Below are 12,359 nucleotides of genomic sequence, written 5' to 3'. Positions count from 1 at the left end.
CAGGACGATGGCACGCGGGAGGCTCTGGGGCTACGTCGCGTCGGGGGCCCGGGCGCTCGGCGCGATCGGCGGCACCGTCGGCGCGGGCAGCACCGTCGGCACGGGCGGCACCGGCCGTCGGGGCGGGCCCGGACGCCCGGGCACACTGGCGGCCGCCGCGGCCGAGGAGGGTCTCGGCCCGTTCTCGCCGGGCGCGATGGCCGCACCCAGGCCGCTCACCCGCACGGAGCTGGAGCGGCTGCGGTGGACCGCCCGGCAGGCCGGCTGCGAGCCGATGGCCCGGCACGTCCAGGTGGCCGACGTGCTCCGCCGGGTGGTGCGCGGCGGCGGCCGGGCGGCGGTCGTCACGGTCCGGGTCGCGCCCGGGCTCCCGGTGGTGGCCGGGGACGCCCGCCGACTGGAGACGGCCGTCGCCGGACTGGTCGACCACGCCATCCGGCGCAGCCCGCCGGGCGGCCGGGTGCTGGTGCGGGCCGACGTGGCGGGCGGCGCGCCCGCACTGCGGCCCCCCGGCCGGACGGCGGCGACCCGCGGCCGGGTGGAGATCCGGATCTCCGACCGGGGCGCCCACGAGCTGCCCGAGGCCTGCGAGTGGCCGATCACGGGCGTGCGGGCGGACGGCCCGGCGGGGCCCGCCCTGCACAGCCTGGTGCTGGCCGCGGGCGGCCGGCTCACGGTGGAGACCACCCCCGGCGGCGGACTGACCGTGGTCCTGCTGCTGACCGTCGCGCAGGAGTGACGGGAGCACCCGCCGACCGCCTCCACCCGGCGGAGCCGCCCCGCCGAACCGGGGCGCCGTCGTCGAGTTCGCGCCTGCCGGGCGAACGACGCGAGTTCGGCGACGGCGCCCTAGACTTGCCCCATGCCCCGGCTCAACGACCAGGTCAGGGAGCTGCTCCAGGAGTACGCCGATCTGATCAACATCACCGGCGGGGACGCCTTCCGGGCCCGCGCCTACGAGAAGGCCGCCCGCGCGGTCGGCGGCCACCCCGAGGACCTGGCCGGCCTGGACGTCAAGGGTCTGCAGGAGATCCCGGGCGTCGGCAGGTCCACCGCCGAGAAGATCGCCGAGTACCTCGCCACCGGGACCTTCCCCGCCCTGGAGGCGCTGCGCGCCGAGATCCCGTCCGGCGTACGGGAGATGATGGCCGTCCCCAGCGTCGGGCCCAAGCGCGCCCTGGCCCTCTACCGCGACCTCGGGATCGCCTCGGTGGACGAACTCGCCGCGGCTGCCCGCGCCGAGAAGCTCGCCGACCTGCCCGGTTTCGGCGAGCGCAGCGGCGAGAAGATCCTGCACGGCATCGAGTTGATGCGGCAGTCCGGCGGCCGCACCCTGCTGGACACCGCCACCGAGCTGGCCGAGCAGCTGGTCGCCGCGCTCTCCGCCGTCCCCGGCTGCACCCGCTGCACGGTCGCGGGCTCGCTGCGCCGGATGCGCGAGACGGTGGGCGACATCGACATCCTCGCGACCGCCGAGGACTCCGCCCCACTGATGGCCGCGCTCACCGAACTCCCCTACGTCGCCGAGGTGATCGGCAGCGGGAGCACCAAGACCTCGGTCCGTACCACCCAGGGCGTACAGGTGGACCTGCGGGTCCTGCCGGAGGAGGACTGGGGAGCGGCGCTGGTCTACTTCACCGGCTCGAAGGCGCACAACATCAAGCTGCGCACGATGGCCGTCCGGGCCGGGCTGAAGCTCTCCGAGTACGGACTGTTCGAGGTGGACGGCGGCGCCAAGGTGGTCTCGGAGACCGAGGACGAGGTGTACGCAGCGCTCGGCCTGCCGTGGATCCCTCCGCCGCTGCGCGAGGACCGGGGAGAGATCGAGGCCGCGCTGAACGGCGGGCTCCCGGAGCTGGTCCAGGAGTCCGACCTGCGCGGCGACCTGCACACCCACACCGACCTGACCGACGGGCTGGCCACCCTGGAGGAGATGATCGACACCGCCGCCGCCCGCGGCTACTCCTACTTCGCCGTCACCGACCACGCCCCGGACCTGGTGATGCAGCGGATGACGGACGAGAAGATGCTCGCCCAGCGCGAGCAGTTGCGGCAATTCGCTGACCGGCACAAGAAGTTGCGCCTGCTGCACGGCACCGAGCTGAACATCGGACCGGACGGCGGGGTGGACTGGCCACCCGGGTTCCTGGCCGGCTTCGACGTCTGCGTGGCCTCCGTGCACTCGCACTTCGCCCTGGACCGGGCCGCCCAGACCCGCCGGCTGGTCCGCGCCTGCGAGAACCCGTACGTGCACGTCATCGGGCACCTCACCACCCGCCGGATCGGCCGGCGCGGGCCGATCGACGTCGACCTGGACGCGGTGTTCGAGGCCGCCGCGCGCACCGGCACCGCGATCGAGATCAACAGCTCCCCGCAGCGGCTCGACCTGCGCGACGAGGACGTCCTGCGGGCCCGGCGGCACGGCGTGCGCTTCGCGATCGACAGCGACGCGCACGCCACCGGCCATCTCGCCTACCCGCGTTACGGCATCGGCACGGCGCAGCGCGGCTGGCTCACCGCCGGGGACGTGATCAACACCTGGACCTGGCAGAAGCTGAAGCACTTCCTCCGCAAGGACGCGGTGCCCAAGTAGCCGCCGGGGCGGCCCCGGCATCGAGGGGCGCCCGCGGAAACGTCCGCCGCAGGAGGCCCCGGGCGAGGCCGGCACCCGGGGCTGCGGTGCCCGGGCCCGGCCGCGCGCCCGGGGTCCCCGGCGTCCGGGAAGGCGCCGATGCTTGACGCTGGCATGCCACCACCGGAAGGATTCCCGGATCATCCGACCGGCCCGCGGCACCCGCCCGCGGGCCGCCCGACCCCGGGAACCCGCCTTGACCCTGCGCCCGTTGCTCCGCCGCGCCGCCGGTCTGGCCGGCGCCGCCGTCCTCACCCTGGCCGGCACCCTCACCGCCGCCGGCCCGGCCCACGCCGACTTCGGCACCGACTACCACGACCCGGTCACCGCCACCAAGCCGCTCACCCGCCCCGACACCCGCTCCTGCACCGTCGAGGTGATGCACGAGCGCGAGTTCCGCAACGGGTACGGCAACCCGCCGGACACCCCGTACGACACGACCCTCGCCCCGCCCGCCGACTGCGCCGGCCCCTGGTCTGCGGTGGTCCTGGACCTCCACGGGCAGGTCGCCGGACGGCAGTTCGACCGGATCTTCAGCGTCCGCGTCGGCGGCGTCCAGGTGCTGCTCTCCTCCACCCCGGAGCCGTCCAAGGACGGCATCGCGTGGAACGTCGAGCACGACGTCACCCGCTACGCCCCGCTGTTCGCGAGCGGCCCGCAGGAGTTCTCCTTCGACCTCGCCAACGTCACCGACTCCACCTACACCGGCGTCTTCACGATCAGTGCGAGCCTGACCTTCTACACCGCGGACGACCGCTGGCCGGCTGCCCGCTCCGCCGACCGGGTGCTCACCACCGGGCCGTTCGGGCTCACCCAGGCCGCCCCCGCCGCCGGGCGCGACCTCACCTTCCCGCAGAACCTCGAACGCCTCACCGCCGAGGTCTACGCCCGGGGCGGCGGCGCCTGCGAGGAGTTCGCGTACGCCTCCGCACCGGACGCCTTCGCCGCTGCCAACCCGGGCACCGGCATCTGCGGCAAGGGCCCGTTCCGCGAGCTGCGGCTCACCGTGGACGGCCGGGTGGCCGGCGCGGTCTGGCCGTACCCGGTGATCTACACCGGCGGCTGGGACCCGCTGCTCTGGCGGCCCGTGCCCGGCGTCTTCGCGTTCGACCTGCCCGCCTACCGGCTCGACCTCACCCCGTACGTCGGGCTGCTGCTGGACGGCCGGCCGCACGCCGTGGGCGTCACCGTGAACGCCGCCGAGGCGCAGAGCAACGACGTCTGGACCGGCCAGGTCAACCTCTTCGCCGAGACGGACCACGGCACCGCCCGCACCACCGGGCAGCTCACCGACTACCGGGTCGCCCCGGAGGCCACCGTCGCCACCGACCTCGCCGACCACGGCGGCGGCAGCGGCGACTGGACGGTCACCGCCGCCCGGAACGACCTCGCCCGGGGCTGGGTGCAGACCTCGCACGGCCGGATCACCACCGAGGTCCGCGACGAACTCGCCTTCCGCTCCGCCCAGCGACTGCGCGACGGCGGCAACGACGTGACGCTGCACAACGGCACCGACCTCACCCGCACCACCGCCACCTGGGGCGGCGGACCGCACCGCACCACCACCGTGCACGAGGGCGAACCGCTGGACGTCGGCTACAAGGTGAGCCGCGACGCGGCCGGCAACACCGACCAGTCCACCACCATGGACCTCGGCTACCACCGTGAGGCCACCACGGCCACCGGCGGCCACGTCACCGAGCGCTCCACCATCGACCACACCCTGCGCCCCACCGCCCGGCGGCACGACGGGGACCGCACCGTCCGGAGCGGCAGCAGCACCGAGGAGTACCGCAGCACCGGGCCCGAGGGGCCGTACCAGCGGACGCTGAGCTTCGTGGACGGCTGGCCGCGCCCCTGAGGGAGATCCCCGATGCCCGTATTGCGAAAATTGGTCGGATTCATGCCGCTCACCTCTGGTGCACGGCGCGTAGGAGGCGCATGATGGGAAATGGACCTGCGAGGTAGCTGAAGGAAGTTCGACCGCAGGAGGCAGTGGCGACGGATCGAGACGGATCAGGGTCTGCCGCTGAATTACTACCTCGGTCGACGATCGAACTACCGGCCGGAGGACGTCAAGTCCGGAGGCCACCCCCACCTCGTAGGTTCAGCGCGTCCACGGAGCATCCCCTCGGCCCCGTGGACGCGCCCGTGTCCGTACGCCCCTCGGCTACCGCGCACCCGCCCAGCCCATCTCCCAGGCGTGCACCGCGATCCCGACCCGGTTCGCCACCCCGAGCTTGCGCTGGATGCTGGCGACGTGGGTCTTCACCGTCCCCGGCGAGATGAACAGCTCCGCGGCGATGTCCGCGTTGGTGAGGCCCGCCGCGACGTGCCCGGCGATCTCCACCTCCCGCTCGGTCAACGGGACCACGAGCCCCGGCCGGCGGCGCTCCGGTCGGCGCGGCGCCGACACGTGCCGCAGCAGCCGGACCGTGACCGACGGGCTGATCAGGCTCTCCCCGTCCGCCGCCGCCCGTACCGCCTCCGCCAGCAGGGACGGGCCGGAACGCTTCAGCAGGAAGCCGGACGCCCCGTGCTGCAGCGCCGGGTACACGTACTCGTCCAGGTCGAAGGTGGTCAGCACCACCACCCGCACCGGCTCCGCCACCCCCGGCCCGGCCAGCCGCCGGGTCAGCTCCAGTCCGTCCATCCGCGGCATCCGGATGTCCACCAGCGCGACGTCCGGCCGCAGTTCGGCCGCCAGTTCCAGCGCGGCGAGCCCGTCCGCCGCCTCGCCCACCACCTCGATGTCCGGCTGGGCCGTCAGGATCCGCCGCACGCTGCGCCGGACGGCCTCCTGGTCGTCCGCGATCAGGGTGCGGATCACCCGCGGGCCCTCGCCGTTCGTACTCGTCACGCCCAGCAGTGTGGCGCACGGCCGCCGGACGGGAAAGTTCACGCGGCGGACCCGGCCCGGTTCACCTTCGTCCGGTGGGCTGGCCGCCATGAACGATTCCAGTGGACGTCTCCCCGTCAGCAGGCGCGGGCTCCTGGCCGGTGCGACCGGCGTCGGTCTCGGCGGTGCCGTGTCCCTCTCCGGCATCCCGGCCACCCCCGCCGCCGCTTCCCCGGTGCTGTGGCAGCGGCCGGGCCGCTCCGGCGCGCCGCGCGTGGCCGGCCTGCACCTCCAGTTCGGCTCGGACGCCTCGCGCGAGGTGGTCGTCTCCTGGCACACCACCAGGTCCGTCGGCAACCCGCGCGTGATGTACGGGACTTCGAACAGCGGCTTCGGCCGGACGGTCCAGGCCGCGACCCGCACCTACCGGGACGCCGCCTCCGGCACCGAGGTCCAGGTGCACCACGCCCGGCTGACCGGCCTGCACGCCGACACGGACTACGTCTACGCCGCCGTCCACGACGGCGCCACCCCTGAGCTCGGCACCGTCCGCACCGCCCCGCGGGGCCGGTCCGCCTTCACCTTCACCAGCTTCGGCGACCAGGGCACCCCCACCCTCGGCAGGAAGACCGCCAACGGCTACGTGAACGACAACCTCGGCAGCCCCGCCGCCGGCGACACCACCGCCGGGGTCGAGCGGATCGCCCCGCTGTTCCACCTGCTCAACGGCGACCTCTGCTACGCGAACATCGCCACCGACCGGGTCCGCACCTGGTCCGACTGGTTCGAGAACAACAGCCGCTCGGCGCGCCACCGCCCCTGGATGCCCGCGGCCGGCAACCACGAGAACGAGAAGGGCAACGGCCCGATCGGATTCGGTGCCTACCAGGCGTACTTCGAGCTGCCGGACGCCCGCTCCGACGCGCAGACGCGCGGCCTGTGGTACTCCTTCACGGCCGGGTCGGTGCGGGTGATCAGCCTCAACAACGACGACGTGGCCTACCAGGACGGCGGCAACAGCTACGTCCACGGCTACTCCGGCGGCGCCCAGCAGCTCTGGCTGGAGCGGGAGTTGATCGCGGCCGACGCGGACCCGGGGATCGACTGGATCGTGGTCTGCATGCACCAGGTGGTGATCTCCACCGCCGACAAGTTCAACGGCGCCGACCTCGGCATCCGCGAGGCCTGGGTGCCGCTGTTCGACAAGTACGGCGTGGACCTGGTGGTCTGCGGCCACGAGCACCACTACGAGCGCTCGCACCCGATCCGCGGCCAGCAGCCGACCGACACCCGCACGCCGGTCCCGGTCTCCACCGACACCGAGACCATCGACACCACCAAGGGCACCGTCCACATGGTCATCGGCGGTGGCGGCACCTCGGTCCCGTCCAACCAGCTCTTCTTCAGCCCCGCCAAGGCCCGGGTGATCACCGGCGTCGACGCCCCCGACCCGGCCACCGGCAAGCGCCCGCCGGTGTACGTGATCGAGGACGCCCCCTGGTCCGCCTTCCGGGACGCCGACAACCCGTACGGCTTCGCGTCCTTCGACGTCGACCCGGGCGGTCGCGACGGGCGGACCACCATCGGCGTCACCTACTACTCCGTCAACGGTCCGTACGGGGACCTCGTCCCGGTCGACCGCTTCACCCTGACCCGTCCGCGCGGCACCCGCGGCCACTGACCCCGCGGCGCCCCCGGAAGCGCCGCAGGCCGACGGGCCGGCGCCGCAGGACGCGCCTCTCAGCGTCCCGGCAGGGAGCAGCTGACCCGCCAGCCCGCGGACGTGCCCGGGCCGGCGGTCAGCGAGCCCCCGTGGGCGGCGGCGCGGGCGGTGAGTCCGGCCAGGCCGGTGCCGCCGGCGCCCGGGCGGCGGCGCAGCAACGGCCTGCGGGTGGGGCCGCCGCCGTCGGTGACGGTCAGCTCGACGGCGCCGTCCTCGCCGGCGGCCACCCGGACGGTGACCTCGGTGGCCTGCGGGGCGTGCCGGCGGATGTTGGTGAGGGCCTCCAGGACGACGGCGTACGCGGTCGCCTCGGCCTCGGCGGAGAGTCGGCCGGCGGTGCCGGGCGCCAGCTCGGCGGTGGCGCGCAGGCCGCCCGTGGTGCCGAAGCGGGCGACCAGCTCGGGGAGGTCGGCCAGGCCCAGCCGACGCGTGCTCGCCCCGTCGGTCCACTCCTCCCGGTCCCCCCGGTCCCCCCGGCCGGAGGCCCGGCCACCCCGGCCCTCCGGACCCTTAGGACCCTCCGGCCCCTCCGGACCGCTCGGCTCACGCAGGGCGCCGACCATCTCGTCCATCGAGTCCAGTGCCCGCAGCCCGGCCTCCTCCAGGCGGCGCAGCAGTGCGGCGGTCTCCTCCGGCTCCTGGCCCGGGAGTTGGCCGGCCTGGGCCTCCAGCACGATGCCGGTGATCTCGTGGGCGACGAAGTCGTGCAGCCCCCGGGCCACTTCGAGCCGCTGCTCGCGCCGGGCCCGGGCCACCGCCCGCTCCCGGCGGGCGTCCAGGACCCGCAGGTAGAGGGCCGCGCCCGCGACGCCGAGCACCGGCGGCAACGCGAGCAGCACCCCGCCCACCGTCCCGGCCGCGCCGCCCTGCGGCACGCGCAGGGCGAACCGCAGCGGCAGCAGCACGGCCGCGAGCCCGAGCAGCCCGCTGACCGCCCAGACCGAGCGGTCGGGCAGCCGGCGGACGGCCCGGAAGAGCAGCCCGAGCAGTGCGAGCCACTCGAAGGGCATCCAGAACGCGGGCAGCCGGTAGGGCCCCGGGTAGGCCAGATCGACCAGCAGCGAGGCGCCGGCCACCGCCCCGGCGGCCGGGCCGAGGGTGATCCGACCGATGGGCCACGGCAGCACCGCCACCACCGCGGCGAGCAGCGCCGTCAGGGCGAGCAGCGCGGCCGCACCGCGGGCGTCCGCCTGCGCCAGCGCGACGGGCGGCATCAGGGCCGGCGCGGCGACGGCGGCGAGCCGCCGCCGGATCCGGGCCGACCGCGGCCACGTGGAATCGGACCGGACGGAGGAGGAGTCGGTGCGCACCCGGCCGAGCCTACGGGCAGCTCTCCCGGGGGAGGCGGCCTCCTCCTCGGGAGGGAGCGGTCCGCCGTCAACTCCCCTCCGCAGCGGGAGGTCTGCACGGCCGGGCGCAGAGCATGCTCGATGGCGTCGGAACGACCGCGCCGAAGGAGAACGAACCGCCTTGACTTCCTCCCCCTCGTAAACGAGGGGGATTCCCCTCAGCCTCGCGGCTGAGCCGCTGCGCGCGAGCGCCGCGGTGGGACGACTTCCTGCTTCACCGACGACCGCCCGCCCGGAGTGCTCCGTTGAGGTCTTACACCGTCTCCACAGGCTGCAACCGCCAGCCCGGCGGCCAGGATGTTCTTCGCCGCGTTCACGTCCCGGTCGTGGGTCGTTCCGCAGTCACACGTCCATTCGCGGACGTTGAGCGGCATCCTGCTTCGCAGGGTGCCGCAGGTGGAGCACAGCTTGGACGAGGGGAACCAGCGGTCCACGACCACCAGATCCCTGCCATACCATTCGCACTTGTACTCCAACATGCTGCGCATCTCCGACCACGAGGCGTCGGCGATGGCGCGGGACAGTCGCCGGTTCCTGAGCATGTTCCGGACGGTCAGATCCTCGATCACGACCACTTGGTTATCGCGGACGAGTCGAGTGGTGAGCTTGTGCAGGAAGTCCCTGCGCCGGTCGGCGATCCGCGCGTGAACCCGGCCGACCTTGATACGGGCCTTGGTCCGGTTGGCGCCCTCGCCCTTGACCTTGCGGGCAAGGTTCCGCTGGGCCCTGGCGAGGCGTTCCCGGTCCTTGCGCTCGTGCCGGGGGTTGGTGATCTTCTCTCCGGTGGAGAGCGTCACCAGGCTGGTGACACCTGCGTCGATACCCACGGCGGAACCACCCGGGGCGTCCGGCATGGTGGGGCGGTCTTCGCACAGCAGGGAGACGAACCAACGCCCCGCACTGTCCTGCGACACCGTCACCGTGGACGGTGTCGCGCCTTCCGGCAGCTGCCTCGACCACACGATGGCCAGCGGCTCCGCCATCTTCGCCAGGGTGAGCCTGCCGTCCCGGAACCGGAACGCCGAGCTGGTGTACTCGGCGGACTTGCGGGATTTCTTCCGGGACTTGAACGTCGGGTACTTCGCCCGCTTCTGCCAGAAGTTCGAGAACGCCCCCTGGAGGTGCCTCAGTGCCTGCTGCAACGGAACCGACGACACCTCGCCCAGGTAGGCAAGCTCCTCGGTCTTCTTCCACGCCGTCAGCATCGCGGAGGTGGCGTTGTAGTTGACCCGCTCCTGGCGCAGCGTCCACGCCTCCGTGCGGGCCTGCAACGCCAGGTTGTAGACCTTCCGCACGCACCCGAACGTGCGCGACAGCTCAGCCGCCTGCGCATCGGTCGGATAGAAGCGGAACTTGAACGCCCGCTTCACGTGGATGGTCGTCATGGATTACACGCTAACACCACTTCTTGTGACTACATGACACGCAGTCACCTGCACAGGCGGCAGCCGCCTTGACAGCGGTCTGCCCATCCCTGCCCCGCCACGCGGGCAATCCAATTCCTCCCCGGCCCAAAGACCGGGGTCCCCTTGGAGGCTTCAGATGAACCGCCGCCTCGCCACCGCCGCAGTCTCGCTCCTCCTCCTGGCCGCGACGGCCGCCACCGCCGCACCGGCCGCCGTCGCCGCACCGGCCCCCACCGCACAACCGGCCGCCGCGGCACCCGACTTCGGACCGGTCAGCGTGCGCGGCACCGGCAACACCGTCCTCACCACCTCGTTCCACGGCTTCGAAGGCGACCCGGTGCAGATCTCGGTGGACGCCCGCGCCGCCATCAACACCGACCCGCGCAGCACCGCAGGCCACTTCCACGTCCGCCACGTGCGCACCGACGGCCGGCTGGTCGCCGACTTCGAGGGGGACATCACCTGCCTGGCCGTCGGCGGCCGGGAGGCGATCGCCACCGGGGTGATCACCAAGGGCGAGGCGCCCTGGTTCCCGGGGCTGGAGCTGGTCGGCCAGAAGGTCTCGCTCTCGGTGGAGGACAACGGGCGGCGCGGGGACCGGATGGGCTGGGTCTGGGGCGTGTTCGGCCAGCCGGTGTCGGACTGCCAGGGCACGGTACCGTTCATCCGCACGACCAGTGGTGACTTCTCCGTGCGCAGCTGAGACCCGGCCGACCGGGCCTGCCAGGGCCTCTCGGGCAACGAGCGGGGCTGCGCACCGCCGCGCGAACACCCGGAGACCTGGAGGCCCCGTTGTCCCCGAACCGTCCGACCATCCCGCCACTGGCGGGCGCGGGGTTCAACGACCGAACAGGGGACGGTCGTTGAACCCCGCGCTGGACCGGCAGCCGCCCGACTACGCCCGGCTCGGCGCGGTCGGGCCGTACTTCGCGCTGGACACCTCGCCGGCCGGGCCACCGCCTGCGGGCTTCCGACCGCTGGCCGAGCTGTACGGCACCGGGCCGGACGCGCCGTTGGCGGCGCGGCTGCGGGTGGTGGCGCGGCGGCTCGGCACCGACGAGCCCCGGGTCGCCGCCTCGATCCTGCACCTGGGACTGGCCGCCCGCTTCTGGTCGGTGGGATTGGGCTCGGCCGTCCTGCTGGGGACGGTCCCGACCCTGGAGCACGCCTGGATGCGGATCCCGGACCAGGGCCCGCTCGATCTGTGGACGCCCCCGGAGCCCGCCCGGCCGGCCGCCGGAACGCTCGCCGACCAGCTCCACGAAGCCGTCCTGCTCGGCTGGTTGGAGCGGCTGGCGGCGGCCGTCCGGGCCGTCGCCCCGCTCTCCCCGCGCCTGCTGCTCGGCAACGCCGCGTCCGCGCTGGCCGGGACGCTGCGGGTGCTGGACGCCCATGCGCCGGGCGCCGCACGGGCGTTGGCCGCGGAGCTGCTGGACCGTCCACCGCTGGCCGGATCGGGCACCCTGCGCACCGGGCCGAGCGGCACGGCGTTCCGGCGCAACAGCTGCTGCCTCTACTACCGGGCGGGGCCGGGTGCCGGGCTCTGCGGGGACTGCTGCTTCAGCACACCGCCCGGCCGCGGGAAGCGGAACGACTAATACCTTCATAAATGAAGGTCATATTGGCCGCCGCCCGCCGCCCCCGTCAGCCGCGCACCACCGTCCAGTCCACCGCCGCCGACGGCACCCCGGCCCGCTCGGCCGCCGGGTCCACGAGCAGCCCGCGCGCCAGCGAACCCACCGGCAGGGCCGGGGTGGTGGCGGCCAGGACCCGCCCCTCGGCGTCGAGCAGCGCCGCCTCGCCGGGCAGCGCCCGCAGCGGCGGCACCAGCAGCCGCTCCAGCGCGGCCAGCGGGACGTCCCCGGCCGCCACCCCGACGAAGCCCGCGCCCGGGACGACCACCGGCCGGGCGCAGCACAGCACGTACCGGTCGGCACAGAGCAGGTCGACCTGCGGCCCGGCCACCGCGGCCCGACCCTCGTCCCGGGGCCGGGCGAACCAGGGCAGCACCCGGTAGTCGTAGAACTCGGCATCCGCCGGGTCGAGCGCGAGCCGCAGCCGCCGCTCCCCCGTTCCCCGCGCGCCGCGGCACCACCACTCCACGTGCAGGTCGGCGTCGGCGAGCGCACCGGGCGCCACGACCGCTCCACAGCCGAACCAGAGCGAGCCGGGCCGCGCCAGTAGCTCACCCACCGCTCCGTGCACCACGGCGAGTTCGGCGGCGGCGGGCCGGCGTCCCTCGGCGGCCGCCCGGGTCCAGCAGCCGGCCGCAGCCGCCCGCAGGCCGTCCAGTTCGGCGAGCACCGAGTCGACGGCGACGGCGAGGTGCCGGGCGCACCGCTCGACGGCGGCCGGCTCGCGAGCAACGGGCAGGGTGAGGCTGGACGCGCTGGTCATGACGGCTCCGGCG

At 74.2% G+C, this 12,359-nt stretch carries 10 protein-coding genes; 6 read left to right on the top strand and 4 right to left on the bottom strand.

What is annotated here, in order from left to right; translation table 11 throughout:
* Nucleotides 1–7 precede the first annotated feature (7 nt).
* The 3 genes from ACIRRH_RS17245 to ACIRRH_RS17235 all read left to right on the top strand — a co-directional run bounded on the left by ACIRRH_RS17245 (nucleotide 8) and on the right by ACIRRH_RS17235 (nucleotide 4,493).
* Nucleotides 8–739: a sensor histidine kinase gene (locus tag ACIRRH_RS17245; protein WP_403067536.1), complete on the top strand. Its 732-nt coding sequence runs from the start codon at nucleotides 8–10 to the stop codon at nucleotides 737–739.
* A 123-nt stretch (nucleotides 740–862) separates the two neighbouring features.
* Entirely contained in the window at nucleotides 863–2,593 is a 1,731-nt protein-coding gene (gene polX, locus ACIRRH_RS17240) for a DNA polymerase/3'-5' exonuclease PolX (protein ID WP_403067534.1), read from the top strand.
* A 235-nt stretch (nucleotides 2,594–2,828) separates the two neighbouring features.
* The gene (locus ACIRRH_RS17235; protein ID WP_403067532.1) at nucleotides 2,829–4,493 is read left to right on the top strand and encodes a peptide-N4-asparagine amidase; all 1,665 of its coding nucleotides are present in this window, start codon (nucleotides 2,829–2,831) and stop codon (nucleotides 4,491–4,493) included.
* Between the two features lie 309 nt (nucleotides 4,494–4,802).
* On the opposite strand, the gene ACIRRH_RS17230 is transcribed toward ACIRRH_RS17235, so the two are convergent.
* Nucleotides 4,803–5,492 carry a response regulator gene (locus ACIRRH_RS17230; protein WP_403067530.1) on the bottom strand — a complete coding sequence of 230 codons (690 nt, stop codon included), beginning with the start codon at nucleotides 5,490–5,492 and terminating at the stop codon, nucleotides 4,803–4,805.
* 88 nt (nucleotides 5,493–5,580) lie between these two features.
* On the opposite strand from ACIRRH_RS17230, the gene ACIRRH_RS17225 reads away from it, so the two are divergent.
* Nucleotides 5,581–7,152, top strand: coding sequence for a purple acid phosphatase family protein (locus ACIRRH_RS17225; RefSeq protein WP_403067528.1), 1,572 nt, complete (start codon nucleotides 5,581–5,583; stop codon nucleotides 7,150–7,152).
* A 59-nt stretch (nucleotides 7,153–7,211) separates the two neighbouring features.
* On the opposite strand, the gene ACIRRH_RS17220 is transcribed toward ACIRRH_RS17225, so the two are convergent.
* Both ACIRRH_RS17220 and ACIRRH_RS17215 read right to left on the bottom strand, forming a co-directional pair.
* Nucleotides 7,212–8,504, bottom strand: a complete 1,293-nt coding sequence (locus ACIRRH_RS17220) for a sensor histidine kinase (protein ID WP_403067526.1) — start codon at nucleotides 8,502–8,504, stop codon at nucleotides 7,212–7,214.
* A 197-nt stretch (nucleotides 8,505–8,701) separates the two neighbouring features.
* Nucleotides 8,702–9,928, bottom strand: coding sequence for an RNA-guided endonuclease InsQ/TnpB family protein (locus tag ACIRRH_RS17215; RefSeq protein ID WP_403067524.1), 1,227 nt, complete (start codon nucleotides 9,926–9,928; stop codon nucleotides 8,702–8,704).
* Nucleotides 9,929–10,085: 157 nt separating this feature from the next.
* On the opposite strand from ACIRRH_RS17215, the gene ACIRRH_RS17210 reads away from it, so the two are divergent.
* Both ACIRRH_RS17210 and ACIRRH_RS17205 read left to right on the top strand, forming a co-directional pair.
* Nucleotides 10,086–10,652, top strand: coding sequence for a hypothetical protein (locus ACIRRH_RS17210; RefSeq protein ID WP_403067522.1), 567 nt, complete (start codon nucleotides 10,086–10,088; stop codon nucleotides 10,650–10,652).
* Between the two features lie 160 nt (nucleotides 10,653–10,812).
* Complete coding sequence (locus ACIRRH_RS17205; RefSeq protein WP_403067520.1) at nucleotides 10,813–11,547, top strand: (2Fe-2S)-binding protein; 735 nt, start codon at nucleotides 10,813–10,815, stop codon at nucleotides 11,545–11,547.
* A 46-nt stretch (nucleotides 11,548–11,593) separates the two neighbouring features.
* On the opposite strand, the gene ACIRRH_RS17200 is transcribed toward ACIRRH_RS17205, so the two are convergent.
* Nucleotides 11,594–12,346 (bottom strand): hypothetical protein, encoded by a 753-nt coding sequence (locus ACIRRH_RS17200; RefSeq protein WP_403067518.1) that lies wholly within the window; start codon nucleotides 12,344–12,346, stop codon nucleotides 11,594–11,596.
* Nucleotides 12,347–12,359 lie beyond the last annotated feature (13 nt).

Origin of the sequence: Kitasatospora sp. NPDC101235, from assembly GCF_044767505.1 — a bacterium.
In the GTDB taxonomy this organism is placed as follows: domain Bacteria; phylum Actinomycetota; class Actinomycetes; order Streptomycetales; family Streptomycetaceae; genus Kitasatospora.
This window is presented reverse-complemented; position numbering and strand designations above follow the sequence as displayed.